Below are 23444 nucleotides of genomic sequence, written 5' to 3' on the forward strand. Positions count from 1 at the left end.
GATGTCGCTGATGTACAAGTCCTTCAATCCCGATGGCAGCGTCGCCGAGACCGGCGGCACCGACCAGCAGGGTCCGGGCGCGGCTGCGTCCACCCGCCGCTGGCGCATTCCGCGTGCCGGCCAGGCGGCGATCGCCGCGGTCCTCGTCGCCGGCGCCACCTACGCCGGCATCCAGGGCTTCGGCAACGAAGCGCAGGCCGATGCGCCGGCGCCGCCCACCGTCACCGTCGGCCAGCCGCTGGTCCGCGCGGTTACCGAATGGGATGATTATACCGGCCGCTTCGAGGCCAGCCAGTCGGTCGAGATCCGCCCGCGGGTGACCGGCCAGCTTGTCGCGCTGCACTTCAAGGATGGCGATATCGTCCGCAAGGGCCAGTTGCTGTTCACCGTCGATCCGCGGCCGTTCCAGGCGGCGCTGGCCGAAGCGCAGGCGCGAGCCGCCACCGCGGCGAGCCAGCTCGCGCTCGCCCGCAGCGAATATGCCCGCGCCGGCCGGCTGGTCGCCGATGAGGCGGTCAGCCAGGAAGAGGTCGATTCACTGCGCGCCGCCGTCCGCCAGGGCGAGGCGGGTGTCGCCGCCGCGCAGGCGATGGTGCGCCAGCGCGCGCTCGATCTGGAATTCACCCAGGTCCGCTCGCCGGTCACCGGCCGCGTCTCCGATCGCCGCGTGGATATCGGCAATCTCGTCGGCGCCAATGACAGCCTGCTGACCACGGTGCTGGCGCTGGATCCGATCTACTTCACCTTCGATGGCTCGGAAGCGCTGTTCCTCAAGGGCAAGCGCGACCAGCAGAAGGGCGACGGCACCGCGCAGACGGTGGAAATCCGCCTGCAGGACGAGGCCGGCTATAGCTGGAAGGGCAAGGTCGACTTCACCGACAATGCGATCGACCCGCGTTCGGGCACGATGCGCGGTCGAGCGACGATCGCCAACCCCGATTACTTCCTCACCCCCGGGATGTTCGGCAACATGCGGCTGACCGGTGGCGGCGTGCGCGATGCGCTGCTGATCCCGGATGCCGCGGTGCGCACCGATCAGGCGCGCAAGGTGGTGTTCGTCGTCGACAAGTCCGGCACCGTCGCCGCGCGGCCGGTGGATACCGGTCCGCAGATCGGCGGGCTGCGCGTGATCCGCTCGGGCCTCAACCGCAACGACCGCGTCGTCATCCAGGGGCTGCAGTTCGCGGCGCCGGGCGGCAAGGTCACGCCGCGGCTGGCCAAGATCGATCCCCCCGCCGAGTTCAAGACGGCATCGAGCCCGGTCAGGGCGCCCGCCGCGTCGCAGGCCACGCTGGCCACGCACTGACCGACCGACCCCCGCCCGCCCGCCGAATAGAGCGGGCGGGGGCGGACCAATCATGATGACGCCGAAGCGGCGGCCCGACCCTCACCGGGCCGTCAACCGCTTCGTGCGCCCGCCATCAGGAAAGCGAAAGCGATGGGCATCAGTCACTTCTTCATCCGGCGCCCGATCTTCGCGGGCGTGATCGCGATCATCATCACGATCATCGGCGCGGCCGCCTATTTCGGCCTTCCGATCTCGCAATACCCCAATGTCGTACCGCCCACGGTCACGGTTTCCGCAACCTATCCCGGCGCCAATGCCGAAACGGTGGCGGATACGGTGGCCGCCCCGCTCGAACAGCAGATCAACGGCGTCGACAACATGATCTACATGTCGTCGCAGTCGACCGGCGACGGCAAGCTGACCGTGACCGTCACGTTCAAGGTCGGCACCGACCTCGATACGTCACAGGTGCTGGTGCAGAACCGCGTCGCGCTCGCCGAGCCCAACCTGCCCGAAGAGGTGCGGCGCCAGGGCGTCGTCGTGCGCAAGACCTCGCCATCCTTCCTGATGGCGGTGAACCTGCAGTCGCCCGACAATTCGCTCGATCGCAGCTATGTCTCCAACTATGCCCTCACCCAGCTCCGCGACCGGCTGACCCGCGTCGACGGCGTGGGCGACGTGCAGGTGTTCGGCGCGCGCGACTTCGCGATGCGGGTGTGGATCGATCCCGGCCGTGCCGCCACCCTCGGCCTGACCGCGGGCGAGATCGTCTCGGCCCTGCGCGCGCAGAACGTGCAGGTCGCCGCCGGCACGATCGGGCAGCCGCCCTATGACACGGGTGCCGCGCACCAGTTCAACGTCGAGACGCAGGGCCGTTTCAAGACTGCGGAGGAATTCGCCAACATCATCGTGCGCACCGACGAGAGCGGGGCGATCACCCGCCTGCGGGATGTCGCACGCGTCGAGCTGGGCGCCGAGGATTATGGCGTGAACGCCTATCTGTCGGGCCAGGACTCGCTGATCATGGCAGTCACCCAACGCCCGGGCACCAACGCGCTCGCGACCTCCGAAGCGATCAAGGCCGAATTGGCGGACGCGGCGAAGAGCTTCCCCGCCGGCCTCGAATACAAGATCGTCTGGAACCCGACCGAGTTCATCAGCGAGTCGGTCACGGCGGTACAGCACACGCTGTTCGAGGCGGTGATCCTCGTCGCTATCGTCGTCATCATCTTCCTGCAGAGCTGGCGGGCGGCGGTCGTGCCGATCCTCGCCATCCCGGTCTCGCTGATCGGCACCTTCGCGGTGCTGGCGGGGCTCGGCTATTCGCTCAACACGCTGTCGCTGTTCGGCTTGGTGCTGGCGATCGGCATCGTCGTCGACGACGCGATCGTCGTCGTCGAGAATGTCGAACGCAATATCGAACATGGCCTCAGCCCGAGGGATGCCGCGCATCAGTCGATGGACGAAGTGGCGGGTGCGCTCGTCGCGATCGTGCTGGTGATGTGCGCGGTGTTCGTGCCGACCACCTTCCTCACCGGCATTTCCGGCGAGTTCTACCGCCAATTCGCGGTGACCATCGCAGTCGCGACGATCATCTCGCTGGTCCTCTCGCTCACCCTCTCGCCGGCGGTCGCCGCGCGGCTGCTGCAGCCCAAGTCGACCGAGGAACCCGCCCGCGGCCCGCGCCGCTGGGTGTGGCTGGCGGGTACCCGCTTCAACCAGGGCTTCGACAAGCTCAGCACCTGGTATGGCGGCTTCACCCGCCGCGTCGCCAATGCGCCGAAGAAGATGCTGTTCACCTATGGCGGCCTCATCGCCGCCACGGTGGCGCTGTTCTGGTCTACTCCCGTCGGCTTCGTGCCGGCGCAGGACCAGGGCTATGCGCTGGCGGCGATCCAGCTGCCCCCGGGCAGTTCGCTGGAGCAGACCGACCGCGTGCTCAAGAAGGCGGTGAAGAAGCTGCTGGAAGTGCCGGGCACTGAGGCGGCGGTGATGTTCGCCGGCTTCGACGGCGCCTCCAACACCCAGGCGCCGAATGCGGCCGCGGCCTTCATCACCTTCAAGCCGTTCGAGGAGCGCACCGGCACCGATCGCACCGAGCTCAACATCGAGAACGACATGCGCAAGGCGCTGGCCGACATGGACGAGGCGATGGTGTTCGTCGTCGCCCCGCCGGTGATCCAGGGCATCGGCAATGGCGGTGGCTGGCGCATGATCGTGCAGGACCGCAACGCGGCCGGCCCGCAGGCGCTGGAGCAGGCGGCGGGCGGCGTGATCGGCGCGGCGCACCAGGACAAGGGCCTCGCCAACGTCTTCACCTTCTACAACACTGCCACGCCCAGCATTTATGCGGACATCGACCGCGCCAAGGCCGACATGCTCGGCGTGCCGCCGGCGCGCGTGTTCGAGGCGCTGCAGACCTATCTGGGCTCCACCTACGTCAATGACTTCAACCTGCTGGGCCGCACCTTCCGGGTGACCGCGCAGGCCGACGCGCCGTTCCGTGACGACCCGTCGGATATCGCCCAGCTCAAGACGCGCTCCAACGGCGGCGGCATGGTGCCGATCGGCGCGGTCGCGACCTTCGAGGACAAGACGGGGCCGTATCGCGTGACGCGCTACAACCTCTTCCCCGCGGTCGAGATCGATGGTGAGCCGGCGCCCGGCTATTCCACCGGCCAGGCGATGGGCACGATGGAGGTGATCGCCAAGCAGCTGCCGCAGGGCTTCCAGGCCGAATGGACCGGGATCGCCTATGAGCAAAAGTCGGCGGGCAATGTCGCGGCGATCGTCTTCGCGCTGGCCGTGGTGTTCGTCTTCCTCGTGCTCGCGGCGCAGTTCGAAAGCCTGATCCTGCCGCTGGCGATCATCCTGATCGTGCCGATGACCTTGCTCGCGGCCATGATCGGCGTGAACATCCGGGGGCTGGACAATAACATCCTGACCCAGATCGGCCTGATCGTGCTGATCGCGCTCGCCGCCAAGAACGCGATCCTGATCGTGGAGTTCGCCAAGCAGGCCGAGGAGCGCGGCGCGACGCCGCTCGCCGCGGCGGTGGAAGCGGCCCGCGCCCGGTTGCGGCCGATCCTGATGACCAGCTTCGCCTTCATCCTGGGCGTGCTGCCGCTGGTCACCGCCTCCGGCCCCGGCTGGGAACTGCGCCAGGCGCTCGGCACCGCGGTGTTCTTCGGGATGATCGGGGTGACCCTGTTCGGCCTCATCTTCACCCCGGTGTTCTACGTCGCGCTACGCAGCCTGCGCTGGAACAAGCGCGGCCAAACCCCGGAACCACAAGGCCATCTGCAACCCGCCGAATGACAGCATTGAACCTCCCTCCCGCCCACGCGGGAGGGGGGACCCTGAAGGGAGTTTTTGATCATGACCCGCACTTTGCGCCTGCTGGCAGTTTCGAGCCTGCTGACGCTGGCCGCCTGCGCGGTCGGCCCCAACCACGTCGCCCCCACGCCTAAGCCGGCCGAAGCCGGGGCCTTCGTCAAGGGCACCAGCCCCGCCTTCACCCAGGAAGAGGTGAGCGGTGAGTGGTGGCGGCTCTACAAGGATCCGGTGCTCGACGGCTTGGTGTCCGACGCGCTGGTGCACAACACCGACCTTCGCCAAGCGGTTGCCAACCTCGATCGCGCCCGCGCTGTGCTGCGCGAGACTCGTAACGGCCGGCTGCCGCAGACCAATATCGGCGCCAGCGGCCAATATGGCCGCGTGCCCGAGATCCAGTCGGTCCCCGGGTTCGACCGCACAAACTCGCAGTTCGATGTCGGCCTGAACATTTCCTATGAGGTCGACCTGTTCGGCCGCGTTAGCCGCTCGATCGAGGCTGCGCGCGGCGATGCCGCCGCTGCCGAGGGCACGCGTGACGCGGTTCGCGTGGCGGTCGCCGCGGAAACCGCGCGCGCCTATGCCGATGCCAGCGCGGCCGCGCAGCGGTTGACCGTCGCCGAGCGTTCCGTGTCGCTGATCGACCAGACGCTCACCATCACCACCAAACGCTTCGAAGCGGGTCGCGGTACGCGGCTCGACGTTGCTCGTGTCGCCACCCTACGAGACCAGCAACGTGCCGTTTTGCCGCCGCTTCGAGCGGAGCGTGACGGGGCCTTGTTCAGGCTCGCCACGCTCACCGGCCGCGCACCCGCCGACCTGCCCCCTGCGGCGGGTGCGCGCCAAACCGTCCTGAAGCTGGACCAGCCGATCCCGATCGGGGACGGCCGCGCGTTGCTCGCCCGCCGGCCGGACGTCCGCGCGGCCGAACGCCGCCTCGCCGCCGCCACGGCACGGATCGGGGTTGCGACCGCCGATCTCTATCCGCGGATCAATTTCGGCGGATCGGTCGGCGCGACCGGCCCCTCGCTGGGTGACCTGTTCACCGGCGGGCCGTTCCGCTGGCTGCTCGGCCCGCTGCTCAACTGGTCCTTCCCCAACCAGGAGGCCAATCGCGCGCGGATCGAGCAGGCGGAGGCCGGATCGGCGGCGGCGCTTGCCGCATTCGACGGCACGGTGCTGACCGCACTGCGCGAGACCGAGACGGCGCTGTCGGTCTACGCCAATGAACTCGACCGCCGCGTCGCGCTTAACGACGCGCGCACCGCGGCGGACACGGCGGCACGCCTCGCCCGCGCGCAGCTTCGAGAGGGCAAGACCGACTCGCTGGCGGTGCTCGACGCCGAACGCTCGCTGGCGCAGACCGAGGGCGACCTCGCGCTCTCGGACGCGCGGGTGGCGACGGCGCAGGTCGACCTGTTCCGCGCGCTTGGCGGTGGCTGGCAGGCGGATCCGTCCGGTAGCACGCCGGCAGCATCGCGCTGACATAAAGAGCCGCTATAGATGGTTGGCCAGAGTTCAGGGAAACGCATGACGGCCGACCATCTCCAGCCCGACAATCTTCAGCGTTGCTCATGGGTGAGCGACGAGCCGCTCTACCAAGCCTACCACGACACCGAATGGGGCGTGCCCCAGCGTGACTCGCGCATGTTGTGGGAGATGCTGATGCTGGAGGGGTTCCAAGCGGGCCTCGCCTGGATCATCATCCTCCGCAAGCGCGAGGGCTTCCGCAAGGCCTTCGCCGGCTTCGATCCGCGAAAGGTGGCCGCGTTCGGCGCCGACGACGTCGAACGGCTGATGGGCGATCCAGGCATCGTCCGCGCCCGCGCCAAGATCGAGGCGACGATCCGCGGCGCGCAGATCTATTGCGAAATGGAAGATGCCGGCGAAAGCTTCGCCGACTATTGTTGGTCGTTCACCGATGGCGAACCGATCTTCAGCGACGGCAAGAGCTGGGTCGCGACCTCGCCGCTGTCCGAACGCATCTCGAAGGACATGAAGCGCCGCGGCTTCAAGTTCGTGGGGCCGACGATCGTCTATGCCTGGATGCAGGCCGTAGGCATCGTCAACGACCACAGCCTCACCTGCTTCCGGCGCGGGCAGGCATAGCCCTCTCTCCCCGAGCCGTGGCCCGGGGAGGAACCGATCCGGTCAGAACGCGACGCGGGCGGTCACGCGGATGTCGCGACCGGCGAGCGGGGCGAAATCCTTGAGGAAGCTGGCGTGGCGACGGGCAACGACATCGAAGATGTTGTTGGCCGACAAGCTGATGCTCGTGGCGCTGTCATAGCCGAACGGCTTCACCGAAACCGCGGCGTTGACCATCGTATAGCCGTCAGTCTCGGTCTCGAACGCGGCGAGCTTCTTCTGGTCGAAGACATGCTCCACCTCCACGCGGCCGGTCGCTGACCCCGCCTGGAGTTCGAGGCCGCCGAGCATGCGCAGCGGCGGGATGCGCGGCGCGTCACCGACATGGGTGACCTTGGCGCGAACATAGTCGGCGAGGCCGTCCACGTTCAGCGTATAATTGCCGAGCGTGAAAACCCGCGCCGATCCCTCGACCTCGAAGCCATAATAGCGGGCATCGGCCTGGCGGATGTTGAAGCAGGGGAATTCCAGCTCGCCGCCGGAGACCGCCTCGCACACCGCCGGATTGACCTGCGTCTCGTAGATATAATCGTCGAACCAGTTGTGGAACAGCGAGGCGGAGAAGCTGTAACCCTCACCCTTGCCGCGCAGCGTGCCCTCGATACCCCAGCTCTTTTCCTTGGTGAGCGAAGGATCGCCCAGTTCGAACGCCTGCGTGCCGGCATGATTGCCGCGCGAGAACAATTCTTCCGCCGAGGGTGCGCGCTCGCTGCGCGACAGGTTCAGGCCGATCCGCCAGGCGGGAGCAAGTTCATAGCTGGCGCCGAGCGAACCCGAGAACGCATCGAAGCTGCGGTTGTAGGCGGGGTTGCCGAGGTCACCGTCGGCAATCGCCGAGAGTTTCGAATATTCGTAGCGCCCGCCCGCCTCGGCGCGCAGCGCGCCGAAATCGAACGACTGCAGCGTGAACAGGCCATATTGCTGGGTCTCGTTCTTCGGCAGGAATTTCTCTTCACCGATCACGTTGAAGTCGCGGATCAGCAATTGTCCGCCGAACGCGCCTTCCCAGCCGCCGCGCTTGGCCTGCACCAACTCCAGCCGCGCCTCGATGCCCTCGGCGTAGAATGTGGTGCCGACCTCCCCCGTGTCTTCCAGTTCGCTGTGCTGATAATCGGCGTAGCCAGCGCGCAAGCGCACCTTGTCGAGGAAGCCGCCGCCGGTATTCACCTCGGCGCGCAGGTCCGCGCGGGTCTGCTTCATGTCGAGGCGGACCTGTTCTGATTCGCCGCCGGGCACGAGCGCATAGCGCACCGGCACACCGTAAAGGCTGTCGAGATGATTGACCGAAATGCCGAGATTGCCGGTATCGGTGATGATCGCGGCACCGCCCGCAACCTCCCAGGTGCGCCCGGCGCTGTTGGGCAGCTTGCCCTTGAGGTCGGCGAGCGCCGCGATCTCGGCGTCGCCGCTCGCCAGTGCCTCTGCCCGCCGTTCACGCGAGAGGATGTAGCCGCCGGTGTCGAGATCGTCGGTCTTCGAATAGCTGCCGTCGACATGGACGACGAACTTGGCTCCGATCGGCGCGACCACCGCGCTGGAGATCGAGCGCTCGTTCGCGGCGGAGCCATAGCCGGCGAGCGCTTCGACATGGATCGGCTCGTCCGGAACGCTGCGCGGGATGCGGCTGTCGACAACGTTGACGACGCCGCCGATCGCCGAGGAGCCGTAGAGCAGCGCAGAGGGGCCGCGCAGCACCTCGATGCGGTCGGCGGTCAGCGGGTTGATTGCGACGGCATGGTCGACCGAGGTGTTGGAAACGTCGAAGCTGCCGATGCCGTCGGTGAGGACGCGCACGCGATCGCCCTGGAAGCCGCGAAGGATCGGGCGCGAGGCGTTGGGGCCGAAGGACGTCGCGGAAACGCCCGCGACATGGGTCAGCGTGTCGCCGATGCTCGGCCGCAGCGCCAAAGTCAGTGCCTCGCCGCTCAGCACCGACGTGCCCGACAGCACATCCTCGCGCCGGCGCTGGAAGGGCGCGGTGACGATCAGGTCGTTGGAGGGCGCGGCATGATAATCGCCGCGCGTGGGCGCATCGGTGGCGGCGCCCGCCTGCGGCTGGTCATCGGCGGCGGCAGGGGTGGCGGTTGCGACCTGCTGGGCGAAGGCGGGCTGGACGAAGAGCAGCGCCGAACCGGCGAGCAGAAGCGAACGAATCATTACAGGAGCGACCCTTTGGCTGTGATGCGCCGTGCCTATGGGAGATGTTACATTGTATCAATATGTTTCTGATACTTTGTCTCCTGACTGTGTCCATGCTGCAACATGGATCGGCGCAGGCACCTGCGATACTCCTGCCCGCCTGAACGAGGAGAAGCTATGGAGACGGAGAAGCCGCTTGCTGGCGTGAAGGTGCTGGAACTGGCGCGAATCCTCGCAGGGCCGTGGGCGGGGCAATTGCTGGCCGATCTGGGTGCGGACGTGATCAAGATCGAGCGCCCCGAGGTGGGCGACGATACCCGCCACTGGGGCCCGCCCTTCATCACCGGCGCGGATGGCGCGAATTTGGGTGCCGCCTATTTCCACGCCTGCAACCGCGGCAAGCGATCACTGGCGATCGACATGGCGACATCCGAGGGTCAGGCCGAAATCCGCAGGCTCGCGGCCGAAAGCGATGTGCTGATCGAGAATTTCAAGGTTGGCGGGCTGGCGCGCTATGGTCTCGACCATGCTTCGCTCGCGGCGCACAACCCGCGCCTCGTCTATTGTTCGATTACCGGCTTCGGCCAGACCGGCCCCTATGCGCCACGCGCGGGCTATGACTTCATCATCCAGGGAATGGGCGGTGCGATGTCGCTGACCGGCGAGCCCGACGGCGCACCGCAGAAAGCGGGCATCGCCTATGCCGACATCTTCACCGGCGTCTATGCGACGGTCGCGATCCTCGCCGCGCTGCGCAGACGCGACCACACCGGCAAGGGCGGCCACATCGACATGGCGCTGCTCGACACGCAGGTCGGGGTGCTCGCCAACCAGGCGCTCAACTGGATGGCCTCCGGCACGGTGCCGCACCGGATGGGCAATGGCCACGCCAACCTTGCCCCCTACCAAAGCTTCGCGACGCGCGACGGCAACGTGATCATCGCGGTAGGCAATGACCGGCAGTTCGAGCGCCTTTGCGCGATCCTCGGCTGCGAGGGGCTGGCGCGCGACGATCGCTTCGCGACCAACCCTGGCCGCGTCGTCAACCGTGCCGCGCTGCTGCCGATCCTGAGCGGGCTGATCGCCGGGCGCGGCATGGCGGAACTTTCGGAGGCTCTGGAGGCGGCGGGGATCCCCGCAGGGCCGATCAACCGGGTTGACCAGGTCTTCGCCGATCCCCAGGTGATTGCCCGGGGGATGATGCTGGACGCCGATGCGGATGGGCGACCGGGGCTCGCCTGCCCGATCACAATCGACGGCGAGCGCATGGTGGCTGATCGCCGCAGCCCGCGTCTCGCAAGCGGCTGAACGAAGCAAAATGCTTCAGAACGTCGCGCGCCGCTCGAACCCATCGACCGCCTCCGGCGGCGTCGGCTCCACGACAACGGCCTCCACCCGCGCGGCGGGTGAACCCTGCTGGGCTGCAGCGACGATCGCCGCCACCGCTTCCTCCGAACCGCGGACATAGGCCTCGACGCTGCCGTCGCGCCGGTTGCGAACCCAGCCAACCAAGCCGATTCCGGACGCCTCGCGCACGAACCACTCCCGGTAGGAGACGTTCTGCACGCAGCCGGTGATGCTCAGGCGACGATCGATCATGTCCGCGCCAACGCGGCAATCCGCTTTGCGATCCTCAGCTTGTGACGCAGATCATCGCACACAGCCCGCAAATGAGGGATAGGCTGGGTCTCGGGAGAGGAACAGGCGGTGTCGCGGTTGGGCCCGGCGGCATCGCGCGATCAGGGGAATTTCGGGGTGCGACCATCATTGGTGCTCGCCGCAGCGCTGCTGTCTGGACTGGCCGTGCTGCTGCTTGGGCCGCGTTGCGCCGTGGCGCTGTGCACGCTGCTGCCGGCCGCACTCGCCGGCGATCATCGCGTCGTCGAGACGCTGTTCATGCTGATCGTCTATGGCGCGCTGGCCGCCTGCGCGCTGGTTGGCGCGCGGCTGTTCGGCCGCAATGCCTGCCGAGCGGGGGACAAGCCGCTGTGCTGCATCGCGCTCGGCCTGTTTGCCGGCGCGACCGGGTTGATCGCTGCCCTCGCGGTCAGTGCCGCCATGGGCGCGCTGGTGCCGGGCGTTTCGTCGGGGCTTTCGGCGATTGCCTTGCTGTGGGGGCTGGCGCTCGTTGCGGTGCAGGCAGGCAGCGAGGAACTGTTCTTCCGCGGCTGGGTGCAACCGGTACTCGCCGAACGGTTTGGAACCGCGCTAGCCATCCTGGCCACCGCCCTGCTGTTTGCCGGGCTTCATCTTGCCGGCGGCGTCCGTAGCCCTTTGTCGCTGCTCAATCTGCTGCTGGGCGGCGTGATGTTCGGGCTCGCCGCGGCGCATGGTCGCGGTATCGCGGGCGCATTCGGCCTTCATTTCGGCTGGAACGCGACCGAGCAGTTGGCCTTCGGGCTGCAGCCCAATCCGGGCACCGGCAGTTTCGGCGCGCTGCTCAACCTCGATCTGGCCGGCGCCTCATGGCTGGGCGGGTCGGACGAGGGGCTCAACGCCGCACTGGCGATGACAGTGTCTTTGCTCGCGCTGATCGTGCCGCAGGCGATCACCGCGCGCGGGATGCTGACAGGCGGATCAAGCGACGCGCCGGCTTTATGGCGCCGACGCTCTGTGCTTAGATGAGCGTGCTGCATCGGGCACGCAACGCAGCGAATTGGCAGTGGGGAGGACGTCGATGAGCGGGATGGCGTGCAGATGAGTGAAACGTTCGAACTGCTCGCGTCGGCCACAACGCATCCCGGACGTGTCCGCCGCAACAACGAGGATGCGTATTGCGCGCGCGCCGATAGCGGCTTGTGGGCGGTCGCTGACGGCATGGGCGGGCATGAGGGCGGCGAATTTGCTTCTTCCGCGATCGTCGAGGCTCTTGAGGCCGTCGAGATCGCCGAGCCGTTCGAAGCGGCGTGCCGGGCGGTCGCCGGGGCGATCCAGGCCGCCAACGCGCGCATTCACGATGGCAGCGCGGAGGGCAAGGCGCAGATGGGCTCCACCATCGTCGCGCTGCTCGCACGCGACAGCCACTTCGCGCTGTTCTGGGCAGGCGACAGCCGCGCCTATTTGCTGCGCGACGGCGTGCTGCGCCGGTTGACGCGCGATCACACCCAGGTCCAGGGCCTGATCGAACGCGGCATCCTGAGCGAGGCCGATGCGGCCGGCCACCCGATGTCTCACGTGCTGGCCCGCGCCGTCGGCATCGAACCGCATGTCGAAATCGACGTGATCGTCGACATCATGCGCCAGGATGACGTGTTCCTCCTATGCAGTGACGGGTTGCACGGTACGATGGGAGAAGATGAGATACGTGACTTCCTGGCCGCGGCCGCCGATCGGGCGGTGGTGGACGAGATGGTCGCCCGGACGCTCGAGCTGGGCGCGCCGGACAATGTGACGGTGGTGACGGTTGCCGCACGCACGCCGGTGTCGCCGGCGATGGCCAATCCGATTGAGACGGTGGAATGATGATCGACGACAACGACAAGCAGCCGCCAACGCCGAACGAGGAAGAGGATGAGCCCAGGACGGTTGCGATGCAGCCCCGCCCCCGCGGCGCGACCAGCCCCGCGGCGGCGCCACCGCCTGCCGGTCAGGGCGACGATAATGAGGAAGCCGAGCCGCCGACGGTGATGGCGTCGTCGCTGCGCAAGGCCGCGGCCCCTGAACCGGCACCGCCTCCTCCTCCGCCCGCTCCCCCGGCACCTGCGCCTGCGCCGCCGCCGGTCGATTTCCAGAGCGACTTCCAGGCGCGCACCGATGGCCGCTCGATCCAGGTTGGCGACGTGCTGAACCACATGTTCGAGGTGAAGCGCTTCATCGCGCGCGGCGGCATGGGTGAGGTGTTCGAGGGCATCAACGTCAACAGCGAGGAACGCGTCGCCATCAAGGTGATGCTGCCGTCGCTGGCCGCCGACGAGAATGTGCAGGCGATGTTCCGCAAGGAAGCGCGCACGCTCACCCGGCTGCAGCATGAATCGCTGGTGCAGTACCGCACGATCGCGCAGGAACCGCAGCTCGGCGTGCTCTACATCGTCACCGAGTATATCGACGGCACCAACCTGTCGGACGTGCTCGCGACGCAGAACCCGACGCCGCAGGATCTGGCGACCTTGCTCCGTCGCCTCGCCTCCGGCCTCGCCACTGCGCATTCGCTGGGCGCGATCCACCGTGATCTCTCGCCGGACAATGTGCTGCTGAAGGATGGCCGGATCGACCAGCCGAAAGTGATCGACTTCGGCATCGCCAAGGATGTCGCGAACAACACCGCGACGATTATCGGGTCGGGCTTTGCGGGCAAGCTTAACTATGTCGCGCCCGAGCAGCTCGGCGATTTCGGGCGGGATATCGGTCCGTGGACCGACGTCTACAGCCTGGGCCTCGTCATCCTCGCCACGGCGATGGGCCGCAATGTCGCGCTCGGCGGATCGCTGGTCGACGCGGTCGACAAGCGCCGCGCCGGCATCGACGTGTCGGCGGCGCCTGGGCCGCTCCGTCCGGTGCTGTCGCAGATGCTCAAGGCCAATCCCGCCGAGCGGCTGCGCTCGATGGAAGCCGTTATCGAGGCATTGGATAGCGGCCCGGCGGCGTCGCTCGGTGGCCGTCCCGCCGGGTCACGCGGCGGCGGCGGAAGTTCGACCGGGCTCATCATCGGCATCGTCGCCGCGCTGCTGCTCGCGCTCGTCGCGGTCGGTGTGTGGTGGTGGACGCAGCGCGACACGGCGGTCGGAGGGGTGGATCCGGGCGATCCGGTGGCGCTGGCGCGTGGGCGGATCGATTCCGCCATGCCCAACATCAACTGCGCGTGGCTCGACGTGGTCGATCTCAGCCAGTCCGGCGACCGGCTCAAGGTCCGGTTGACCGGTGTCGCGGGCAATATCGACGATGCTCGCGGCGAGATCCTGCGCACGCTCGGCGGCAACGCAGACGTCAATGTCGGAGAGGTCGCGACGATCACTCAGGCCGGCTGCTCGGTGCTCAACGGTTACAAGCTGTTCCGCTCGACCGCCGCGCACAAGCTGACGGTGCCGCAGCGCGAATTCCCGATGACGCGGCAGGGCCCGGGAAAGGCCTATGAAGGAAAGATGGCGGCGAACTCGATCGTCACGATGGACATCGGCGATCCCGCGCTCGATTTCACTCTGGTCGGCATCGAACCCTCAGGGGTGATCTCCGAAATCTTTCCCAACCGGGCGGCCTTCACCGCAATTCCCCACACCGGCTACCCGATCAAGGAATTGGGCAATGACCGCTATGATGTGAGCATCGACTTGGACCACGCAGGCTGGTCCGGCCTGATCCTCGTCACCGGCAAGGGCCCGTTCGAGAAGGAACTGACCGAGCCAGCGCTCGGTGCACGCGGCGCCGAATGGCAGACCCGCCTCGCCAGCGCCGCTGCGGACCAGAACTGGCGGTCGGAGATGATCTGGTTCAAGTCCGTCCAGTAAAGTCCCTGACGCCGATCCTGTAACCCGCCCCCATCACAGCTCCGGCAATCGCTGCGCCGCCTCTCCCCACCCCTGCAACGCCGCCGATGATGCCCGCCGCAGCAACTTCTTCGCATCCTTCACGCTGAACGTCGCCGGGCTTTCAATCTTGCGCAGTTCGTTCCAACTCACAGGTGCCGCCACCGGCGCGCCGGGTCGGGCACGGGCGGCGTAGGGGAGGATGGCGGTCGCACCGCGCTGGTTGCGCAGCCAGTCGATGAAGATGCGGCCCTTGCGCTTCGCCTTGGACATGGTGCCCACGAAGCGTTCGGGCTCCGCCTGCGACAACGACAGGGCGAAGCGCTGGGCGAAATCCTTGACCGCAGGCCATTCGGCATCGGCGGTCAGTGGCACGACGACATGCACGCCCTTGCCGCCTGAGAGCATCGGGAAGCTCGCCAGCCCCATGTCCTCCAGATAGTCGTGGATGTCGCGCGCGGCCTTCTTCACCTCGTCGAAGCCGATCGCCTCGTCAGGATCAAGGTCGAACACCATCCGGTCCGGCTTCTCGATCGCGGGCACCGATGATCCCCAGCCGTGGAACTCGATAGTCCCCATCTGAACGCAAGCGATCAATCCTTCAGCGCTTTCGGCGTAGAGATAGGGTTCGGTACCTCCATCCTTCTCGCGAATCTCGACATGCTTCACCGCATCACCGAAGCTGCCGGCATCATGCTTCTGGAAGAAGCATTTGCGCGCGCGCCCCTGCGGGCAGCGGACGAGGCTGATCGGCCGGTTGAGCGCCCACGGCGCCATCGCCGGTCCGATCTCCTCATAATAAGCGGCGAGATCGCCCTTGGTGACCTTGGCCTCGGGGAAGATCAGCCGGTCAGGATTGCTGATCCGGATCGCGGGCGCCTCTGGCGCAGCCGCGGCGGTTTCGACGGTCACGTCCTTGCCCTCCTTGTCGTCGCGCAGCCCCAGGAAGCTGGCGTGGCGCACCACGCCTTCCGCGGTGAATTCGGCGAACGCGATTTCGGCGACCAGCTTCGGCGTGACCCAGCGCCCGCCGCGCGCCACCGCCCGGGGGATCTCGACCGCTGCCGACTTGCGCTCGATTCCCGCCAGCCGCGCCATCAGCATCTCCATCGTGCGCGCGTCGAAGCCGGTGCCGACCTTCCCCGCGTAATGCAGCGCGCCATCCTCACGCGTAGCGAGAAACAATGATTTCAGCGCACGGCCACTGGCGCTGCTCGGCTGCCAGCCCACGATCACGAATTCCTGCCGGCGCGTGCATTTCACCTTGAGCCAGGCCTTGGTGCGATCGCCGCGATAGGGCGCATCGGCCTTCTTTGAGACGATGCCTTCCTGCCCCGCCTGGCACATCGCATTGAACAGCTTCTCGCCAGAACCGAGCACATGTTCGGCATAGACCAGCGGCGGTTCGACACCTTTCAAAAGTGCTGCAAGCTTTTCCTTGCGGGCAATGTTGGGCAGCCCAGTCAGGTCCTTCCCATCGAGCGAGAGCAGGTCGAAGGCGAACATCAGAAAGCCCTGGTCCCCTTCGGACAGTGCTGCCTGCAACGCCGAGAAGTTGGGCCTGCCCTGGGTATCGAGTCTGACGATCTCTCCGTCGATCAGCGCCGCCGGCGCCTCCAGCGCAAGCGCCGCCGCGGCGAGTTCGGAGAATTTTTCGGTCCAATCGAGCCCGCTGCGTGTGAAGACGCGCGCCTTGCCACCACCGATCGCGAGCAGGCAGCGATAGCCATCATATTTCATCTCGTGCAGCCAGCCATTCCCCGAGGGGACATGGTCGACGAGCGTCGCGAGCTGCACGGCGCGAAAGCCGGGCAGGCGACCCTTGCGGGATGGCGCCGCCCTGCGTTTCGGCGCCGGCGTTGCCGCATCGGCCGTCTCCATCGCCTGGTCGAACGCCTTGCCGCGCTTGCCCTTCAGCGAGGTTTCCGGCGCGCCCGATTCGATTTCGGCCATCGTTCGGCCGGTCTTCACGCTGGTCAAAGCGCGCCCCACCAGCGCGTCGGACGCGTCGGTGAAGGCATCATCGATCTTGCGAAGCAGCCAATTCTCGCGCTTCTCGCCCGGCCGCGGCTTCAGGCGGATCAGCAGCCATTCGCCCTTCATCCGTTCGCCATCAAGGGTGAAATGGAGATGACCCTCCTCGATCGTCTTCAGCGGATCCTTGCCCGGTGTCGGCGTCCACGTACCGCGATCCCACAGCATCACCGTGCCGCCGCCATATTCGCCTTTGGGAATCGTGCCTTCGAACGTGCCGTAGCTGAGCGGATGATCCTCGGTGCGCACGGCGAGGCGCTTGTCCTCCGGATTGGGGCTGGGGCCGCGCGTCACCGCCCAGCTCTTGAGCACGCCGCCCAGTTCCAGGCGGAAGTCGAAATGCAGCCGGGTGGCGTCATGCTTCTGGACGATAAAGCTGTTGCCCTTCGCACGGCCGCGCTTGCCTGCAGGCTCCGCCGTCTTCGTGAAATCGCGCTTGGCGTTGTAGGTGCCAAGGGGATCGGCCTCCGCCATCGATCAGGCCCGCTTCCGCGCCGCCGGCTTCTTCGCCGTGGTTTTGGAGGGTGCCGCTTTGGAGGCGGCCGCCTTGCTCGTCGATTTCGCCGCGGGCTTCGCCGCAGGGTTTGTCTTGGCCCGCGATCTGCCCCCCGAAGACCCAGGTTTCTCCAGCGATTTCTTGAGCGCGGCCATCAGATCGACCACGTTGGAACCGCTCGGCCGTGGCTCATCCGGTTCGGCGGTGATCTTGCGTCCCTTGGCCTTCTGCTTGCGCGCGACCAGTTCCTTCACCGCATCGGTGTAGTGATCGGCGAATTTATTGGGGTCGAAGGCAGTGGCCTTTTTCTCGATCAGGGTCTCCGCGAGGTCGAGCAGGTCGGCGTCCGGCTCGCTCCCGCCGATCTCGCGAAAATAGGTTTGCGCACGATTGACCTCGTCGGCGTAGCGCAAGGTTTCCAAGACCATGCCCTTCCCGCAGGGCTTGAGGCTCACGACATATTCGCGGCCGCGCATCGCAAGCTGGCCAAGCCCCACCTTTCGGCTGCGCTTCAGCGCCTCGCGCAGCACGATATAGGCCTCTTCGGCCAGATCGTCCGCCGGCACGACGAAATAGGGCTTCTCATAATAGAGAACGTCGATGTCGCCGGCGTCGACGAACTGGGTCAGTTCGAGCGTCTTCTTGCTCTCCAGCTTGACGGCGTCGATCTCGTCCGGCGTCAGCAGGACATAATCGCCCTTGCCGACCTCGAATCCCTTCATGATCTCGTCGGTATCGACCGGACCGATGCCCGGCACGACCTTCTCATATTTGATCGGCTTGCCCGATGGCTCGTGGATCTGGCGGAAGGTGACCGCGGCGGTCGACTTCGTAGCCGGATAGATCTCCACCGGGATCGACACCAGGGCCAGGCGGATCTGTCCCTGCCAGTAAGCGCGCGCGGGCATTGCCAACCTCCCTCGTTGCGGCGGCGATTCAATACCCGGCGCGCGGAGTCGTTCCCTCGACTTGGGCAGGACGCGCGCCTAGATCAGCACCATGGCCGAAGATCCGATCAAGCTGTTCGATCGCTGGTATGCCGAAGCGCAGGTCAGCGAGCCCAATGATGCCAATGCGATGGCGCTGGCGACCGTTGATGCTGAGGGGCGTCCGTCAGTGCGGATGGTGCTGCTGAAGGGGCATGGCCCCGAAGGTTTGGTGTTCTACACCAACCAGCGCAGCCGCAAGGCGACCGACATCGCCGGCAATCCGAATGTCGCCCTGCTCTTCCACTGGAAGTCGCTGCGCCGGCAGATACGGATCGAGGGCGCGGTGGAAACCGTTTCGGACGATCTGGCCGACGCCTATTTCGCCACCCGCCATCCCCATTCCCAGCTCGGCGCCTGGGCATCGGACCAATCGGCACCGCTGCCCGACCGCGAGACGTTCGAGGCGCGCTTCGCCGAGGCGCAGGCGCGCTTTGCCGGTGGCGACATCCCCCGCCCCCCGCACTGGTCGGGCTATCGGCTGACCCCGTCCCGCATCGAATTTTGGCAGGATCGCGAATTCCGCCTGCACGAACGCCGGCTTTTCACCCGCGTCGATGGCGGGTGGCAGGACGGGCTGCTCTACCCGTGATCAGCGCGCGGGGCGCCGCGCTTGCCAGCGTCGTCACCGCGCTGGCGCTGATGACGCTCAAGGGCTGGGCGGTGCTGAGCACTGGATCGGTCGCGATGCTCGGCTCACTGGCGGACAGCGCGCTCGATCTGATCGCTTCGTTGGTCACATTGCTCGGCGTCCATGTCGCGGCACGCCCTGCCGATCGCACCCACCGCTTCGGCCATGGCAAGGCGGAGGCGCTGGCGGCCCTTTTCCAGGTGATCGTAATCACCGCCTCCGCCTGCGGTATCGGCTGGCAAGCGATCGACCGGCTGGTCGAAGGCTCGACCACCGCCAATGCCGAATATGGTATCACCGTCTCGGTCGTCGCCCTGATCATCACATCGGCGCTGCTGACCTATCAGCGGCGGGTAATCGCCGCGACCGGGTCGGTCGCGATCGGCGCGGACAATGTCCATTACCAGTCGGACCTGCTGCTCAACGGCGCGGTGATCGCGGCGCTGGTGCTCGACCAATATGTCGGCGTGCCCGGTGCCGATCCCGTGTTCGGCGTGCTGATCGCGCTGTGGCTGCTCTATGGCGCATGGCGCGCTTCGTCGCACGCGATCGACCAGTTGATGGATCATGAGTGGCCCGAGGAGAAGCGCCGGCGCTTCCTCGAGATCGCCGCCGCCGAACCCGGCCTGATCGGCATTCACGATCTGCGCACGCGGACCAGCGGCAATACCGACTTCGTCCAGTTCCACATCTGGGTAGATCCGCGGATGACCGTGGCGGAAGCACATGATTTGATGGAAGCGGCGGAAGGGCGGCTAAAGGCGGCCTTTCCAGATACCGAAATCATCATCCATCCCGACCCCGAAGGGCAGGTCGACGAGCCCGGCAACCCGCTCGCCGAAACCGACGAGACGGCGCGACTGGGGTGAAGGAGCTGCCTTTCGCGCTGGTCGACGCCTTCGCCGACCGCCCCTTCACCGGCAATCCGGCAGCGGTGGTGCGGATCGACGGTGAGTGGCCGGAGGATGCGCTTCTCCAAGCCATCGCCGCCGAGACCAACCAGCCCGAAACCGCCTTGCACCGCGCCACCGACGATGGTGGCATCGAACTGCGCTGGTTCTCGCCGACAACCGAAGTGGCGCTTTGCGGCCATGCGACTTTGGCGGCGGGACACATCCTGCTTTCGGCCGATCCCGCGCTGACCCAGGTCGACTTCCGCACCCGACGATCAGGCGTGCTGACAGTGGCGCGCAGCGGGGACGGCTATGAACTGGCGCTGCCCGCGCTGGCGCTGTCACCACAGCCGCTGCCAGCTATCGTCGCCGCGCTGCAGCTCGCCCATGCCCCGGTCGAGACGCTGTGGCACCCGCAGGGCTATGCGCTGTTGGTGCTCGCGGACGCGGATTCGGTCCGGCGCGTGATGCCCGACTTCCGCCGGCTGGCGGCCGAGGGCAATATCCTGACCATCATCACCGCCCCCGGCGGCGACACGGACATAGTCAGCCGCGCCTTCGCGCCGGGCGCGGGCGTGGATGAGGATCCGGCAACCGGATCGGCGCATGCGGTGATGGCGCCATGGTGGGCGGCGCGGCTCGGCCGAGACCGCTTCTCGGCCTTTCAGGCTTCGAAACGCGGCGGCCGGATGGATTGTCGGGTCGAGGGCGACCGCGCCATCCTGCGCGGCCGCTGCGTCACCATGATCGAGGGCGTCCTGCGCACCTGACCGTTCAGCCCGCCGGCGTCAGCTTCAGCAGCCGGCCCTGCGACTCGCCGCCGTCCTCCAGCAGCCAGATCGCGCCGTCCGGCCCCTCCTCCACCTCGCGAATGCGGGCGCCCATATCCCATTGATCGCCCTTCTTCGCATTGGTGCCGTCAAGGTCGACGCGGAGCAGCGCCTTGCTGGAAAGGCCGCCGATGAAAGCATCGCCCTTCCACTGCGGGAACAGCTTGCCCGAATAGATCATCAGCCCACCAGGCGAGATCGCCGGGTTCCACCAGACCTTGGGCGGTTCATATCCATCGCCCGCGCGATGGTCGGGAATGTCGCGGCCGTCATAATGATCGCCGTTCGACGCCTTGGGCCAGCCATAGTTGAGGCCGGGGCGGATGAGGTTGACCTCGTCGCCGCCCTTCGGCCCCATTTCCTGTTCCCAGAGATTGCCCGCGCCGTCGAAGGCGAGGCCGAGCAGGTTGCGATGGCCATAGGACCAGACCGCGGGGTGGAAGCCCTTGGCGGCGAGCGGATTGTTCACCGCCGGCGTGCCATCGTCATTGAGGCGCAGCACCTTACCCAACGTCGCCTTGGGATCCTGCGCGGGATCGAACTTCTGTCGCTCGCCATTGGTGAAGAACAGATGGCCATCGGGCGCGAAGGCAATGCGGCCCGAATAATGGCCATTGCCCTCCAGATAAGGTGTTGCGCGGAAGATCACCTGGACATCGCCGAGCGCGGGCGACGCGCCATCCTGCAGCACGCCCCGCGCCAGCGCGACGCCCTTGCCGCCCTGCCCCTTCTCGGAGAAGCTGAAATAGACCAGCTTGTTCTCGGCAAATTTGGGGTGGAGCACCACATCCATCAGCGCGCCCTGCCCTGCGCTGTCGACCGGCAGCGTGCCGGAAACGACCGCGCGGCTCTTGCCGTCCGCCGACAGCAGCAGCATCTGCCCCTGCTTCTCGGTCACCAGCATGCGCCCGTCGGGCAGGAAGGTCATCGCCCAGGGCGAATCGAGATCGGCCACGACCTCGGCCTTGAACGGCCGCGCGCCATCCGCGTGCGCCGAAACGCCGGTCTGGGTGCACGCGGCGAGCAGTGCCGCCGCAGGAAACAGCACGCGTAGTGAAGCCATGATCTCGGCCCTCCTCTATCCTTGCCCGCCAACGCCCGTGGCGTGGCGCGGATCCATCCATGACGGACCGTTTCCCTTCTTGCATGGATCGCAGGGCAGCGCATAGCGTCCGCCACGGGGATCTTGCGGGGGCAGGTACATGCGATCGATCGTTTTTCTGGCGTCCACGCTGTGGGCGGCGCTGCCGGCAATTGCGTCGGCGCAGCCCGCAGCGCCGGCTGTGGCCGAGGCACCTGTCGCGCTGACGAAGCCGACCGCAGCCGATCTGGGTGCCTTGCCCTTCATGAACCTGCCCGTGCTGTCGCCCGATGGCGCCAGAATGGCGGCGCGCGGCCATCTCGCCGGCCGCACGGCGATCGTCGTGAGCACGTTTTCGGCGACGAACACCACCAGCGAAGCGCTGCCGATGCATGCCGACCATCAGATCGAATGGTATCGCTGGGCGGGCAACGGCAAGCTGCTGGTGAGCATCAGCCGTTTGAGCCAGTTCAATGGCGAAGAGGTGCGCATGACCCGCGTCGCTGTGGTCGACATCGCCACCCGCAATACCTTCATCGCCGGCCCGAAGATGCAGGGCATCGACGGCGACGACGTGATCTATGTCGATCCCGATGGCGCCTATATACTGCTCAGCACGCAGGCGACGATCTACGATTATCCTTCCGTCCACCGCATCGACCTCGCCACCGGCAAATCGCGCCAGATCGTCAGCCAGTCGCAGGATGTCTGGCGCTGGTTCGCGGATGCCAGCGGCGTCGTGCGCGGGGGCATCGGCCATTCGGGCGGCAGCTGGTGGGTCCTCTATCGCAGCACCGCCGACGCACCGTTCAAGCGCACGATCCAGCGCAAGGCCGGCGGCGGCGGTACCGAGGTCGATCGTTTCGAACCGGCCACCGGACAGGACAGCGGCTATGCGGTGGCGACCAGCCCGGCCGGGCGCTTCTCGCTCTACCGCTATGATTTCAGGACCGACGCGCTCGGCGAGCTGGTCTATGAAAACCCCGCGGTCGATATCGACGATTATGATATCGACGCCAGCGGCAAGCTGCGCGCGGTCTACTATACAGACGAGCATGGCATGGTCGAATGGTTCGACCCCGCGCTGAAATCCTTTCAGGCCCGGCTGAACAAGGCGCTGCCGGGCAGCATCGTTCGTATCGTTTCGACGAACCGCGATCGCACGCGCTATCTGGTGTGGGCGGGCGGATCCGACGACCCGGGACGCTATTTCCTGTTCGACAAGACCACCAACGTGCTGGCCCATGCCTTCACACCGTTCGACCGGCTAGCAGACAAGCTGCTCGCGCCGATGAAACCCGTCCGCTACAAGGCCCGCGACGGGCTTGAGATCCGCGGCTATCTTACCTTGCCGCCGGGCCGCGACCCGAAGAATCTCCCGCTGATCGTGATGCCGCATGGCGGCCCCTTCGCGCGCGACGAGCTCGGCTTCGACCCATGGGTGCAGTATCTCGCGAGCAAGGGCTATGCGGTGCTGCAGCCCAATTTCCGTGGTTCGACCGGGTTCGGCAAGGCGTTCGTCGAGCGCGGCACCGGCGCCTGGGGGCGCGGCATGCAGGACGATATCGACGATGGCGCCAAGTGGCTCGCGACCAGCGGCGTCGCCGATGCGAAGCGCGTCTGCATCATGGGCGCGTCGTTCGGCGGCTATGCCGCGATGTGGGCGGCGGCGCGCAATCCCGACATCTACCGGTGCGCGATCAGTTTCGCTGGCATTTCCGATGTGGGCGCAATGCTGCGCTATGACCGCAAGCAGTTTTCGGCGCCGCGTTACTTCAGCGACTGGCGCGAACGGGTGGCGGGCGACAAGAAGTTCGAACTTGGGCAGATCTCGCCCCTACTGGCGATCGACCGCATGAGCATGCCGATCCTGATCGCGCATGGATCGAAGGACAGCAATGTGCCGATGTCACAGTCACGCCGCCTGCACGATGCGCTGACCAAGGCCGGCAAGGCGCATGACTACGTGATCTACGAGGGCGAAGGGCACGGCTTCGAAAAGCCGGAGAATTCGGTGGATTTCCTCGAACGCGTGGGACGCTTTCTGGACACGCACAATCCGGCCTGAGGCGTAGGCGCGCGCGGGAAGGGTTCACGCCCCTTCCGTTGCGCCGCACCACGTTCTA

The 23444-nt window shown here is 66.8% G+C and carries 17 protein-coding genes; 12 read left to right on the top strand and 5 right to left on the bottom strand.

Annotation, left to right across the window (positions count from 1 at the left end; all coding sequences use genetic code 11):
• Positions 1–10 precede the first annotated feature (10 nt).
• From FHS96_RS20895 to FHS96_RS20910, 4 genes are all read left to right on the top strand, one after another.
• The gene (locus FHS96_RS20895; RefSeq protein WP_429596282.1) at positions 11–1306 is read left to right on the top strand and encodes an efflux RND transporter periplasmic adaptor subunit; all 1296 of its coding nucleotides are present in this window, start codon (positions 11–13) and stop codon (positions 1304–1306) included.
• 132 nt (positions 1307–1438) lie between these two features.
• Positions 1439–4606, top strand: coding sequence for an efflux RND transporter permease subunit (locus FHS96_RS20900; protein WP_429596285.1), 3168 nt, complete (start codon positions 1439–1441; stop codon positions 4604–4606).
• Positions 4607–4666: 60 nt separating this feature from the next.
• A complete protein-coding gene (locus FHS96_RS20905) occupies positions 4667–6106 on the top strand; it encodes an efflux transporter outer membrane subunit (protein WP_429596288.1) in 1440 nt (479 codons plus the stop codon).
• A gap of 45 nt (positions 6107–6151) precedes the next feature.
• On the top strand, positions 6152–6730 hold the full coding sequence (locus FHS96_RS20910) for a DNA-3-methyladenine glycosylase I (protein WP_429596291.1): 579 nt from the start codon (positions 6152–6154) through the stop codon (positions 6728–6730).
• Positions 6731–6772: 42 nt separating this feature from the next.
• Here the strand turns inward: FHS96_RS20910 and FHS96_RS20915 are convergent, their stop codons facing one another.
• On the bottom strand, positions 6773–8926 hold the full coding sequence (locus tag FHS96_RS20915; protein ID WP_429596294.1) for a TonB-dependent receptor: 2154 nt from the start codon (positions 8924–8926) through the stop codon (positions 6773–6775).
• Positions 8927–9085: 159 nt separating this feature from the next.
• Here FHS96_RS20915 and FHS96_RS20920 point away from each other — a divergent pair, with 159 nt between their 5' ends.
• Positions 9086–10216 carry a CaiB/BaiF CoA transferase family protein gene (locus FHS96_RS20920; RefSeq protein ID WP_429596297.1) on the top strand — a complete coding sequence of 377 codons (1131 nt, stop codon included), beginning with the start codon at positions 9086–9088 and terminating at the stop codon, positions 10214–10216.
• A gap of 15 nt (positions 10217–10231) precedes the next feature.
• On the opposite strand, the gene FHS96_RS20925 is transcribed toward FHS96_RS20920, so the two are convergent.
• Entirely contained in the window at positions 10232–10507 is a 276-nt protein-coding gene (locus tag FHS96_RS20925; protein WP_429596299.1) for an acylphosphatase, read from the bottom strand.
• 108 nt (positions 10508–10615) lie between these two features.
• Between FHS96_RS20925 and FHS96_RS20930 the strand changes: the two genes are divergently transcribed.
• From FHS96_RS20930 to FHS96_RS20940, 3 genes are all read left to right on the top strand, one after another.
• Complete coding sequence (locus FHS96_RS20930) at positions 10616–11533, top strand: CPBP family intramembrane glutamic endopeptidase (protein ID WP_429596301.1); 918 nt, start codon at positions 10616–10618, stop codon at positions 11531–11533.
• A 72-nt stretch (positions 11534–11605) separates the two neighbouring features.
• Complete coding sequence (locus FHS96_RS20935) at positions 11606–12370, top strand: PP2C family protein-serine/threonine phosphatase (protein ID WP_429596303.1); 765 nt, start codon at positions 11606–11608, stop codon at positions 12368–12370.
• Entirely contained in the window at positions 12367–14349 is a 1983-nt protein-coding gene (locus FHS96_RS20940; RefSeq protein ID WP_429596306.1) for a serine/threonine-protein kinase, read from the top strand. The genes FHS96_RS20935 and FHS96_RS20940 overlap by 4 nt, the downstream gene beginning before the upstream one ends.
• Before the next feature lie 33 nt (positions 14350–14382).
• Here the strand turns inward: FHS96_RS20940 and ligD are convergent, their stop codons facing one another.
• Positions 14383–16875: a DNA ligase D gene (gene ligD / locus FHS96_RS20945; protein ID WP_429596309.1), complete on the bottom strand. Its 2493-nt coding sequence runs from the start codon at positions 16873–16875 to the stop codon at positions 14383–14385.
• A 3-nt stretch (positions 16876–16878) separates the two neighbouring features.
• Complete coding sequence (gene ku, locus FHS96_RS20950) at positions 16879–17805, bottom strand: non-homologous end joining protein Ku (RefSeq protein ID WP_429596312.1); 927 nt, start codon at positions 17803–17805, stop codon at positions 16879–16881.
• A 91-nt stretch (positions 17806–17896) separates the two neighbouring features.
• Between ku and pdxH the strand changes: the two genes are divergently transcribed.
• The 3 genes from pdxH to FHS96_RS20965 are packed head-to-tail and all read left to right on the top strand — an operon-like array spanning position 17897 to position 20177.
• On the top strand, positions 17897–18475 hold the full coding sequence (pdxH, locus tag FHS96_RS20955; protein WP_429596316.1) for a pyridoxamine 5'-phosphate oxidase: 579 nt from the start codon (positions 17897–17899) through the stop codon (positions 18473–18475).
• Positions 18476–18525: 50 nt separating this feature from the next.
• Positions 18526–19383, top strand: a complete 858-nt coding sequence (locus FHS96_RS20960; RefSeq protein ID WP_429596898.1) for a cation diffusion facilitator family transporter — start codon at positions 18526–18528, stop codon at positions 19381–19383.
• Complete coding sequence (locus FHS96_RS20965) at positions 19380–20177, top strand: PhzF family phenazine biosynthesis protein (protein ID WP_429596319.1); 798 nt, start codon at positions 19380–19382, stop codon at positions 20175–20177. Before FHS96_RS20960 ends, FHS96_RS20965 begins: the two co-directional genes overlap by 4 nt.
• A 4-nt stretch (positions 20178–20181) precedes the next feature.
• Here the strand turns inward: FHS96_RS20965 and FHS96_RS20970 are convergent, their stop codons facing one another.
• Positions 20182–21300: a PQQ-dependent sugar dehydrogenase gene (locus FHS96_RS20970; protein WP_429596321.1), complete on the bottom strand. Its 1119-nt coding sequence runs from the start codon at positions 21298–21300 to the stop codon at positions 20182–20184.
• 139 nt (positions 21301–21439) lie between these two features.
• Here FHS96_RS20970 and FHS96_RS20975 point away from each other — a divergent pair, with 139 nt between their 5' ends.
• Positions 21440–23386 carry an alpha/beta hydrolase family protein gene (locus tag FHS96_RS20975; RefSeq protein ID WP_429596324.1) on the top strand — a complete coding sequence of 649 codons (1947 nt, stop codon included), beginning with the start codon at positions 21440–21442 and terminating at the stop codon, positions 23384–23386.
• The last annotated feature ends 58 nt before the right edge of the window (positions 23387–23444 follow it).

This window comes from Sphingomonas zeicaulis (genome assembly GCF_050433225.1).
GTDB classification, from domain to species: Bacteria; Pseudomonadota; Alphaproteobacteria; order Sphingomonadales; family Sphingomonadaceae; genus Sphingomonas_D; species Sphingomonas_D zeicaulis.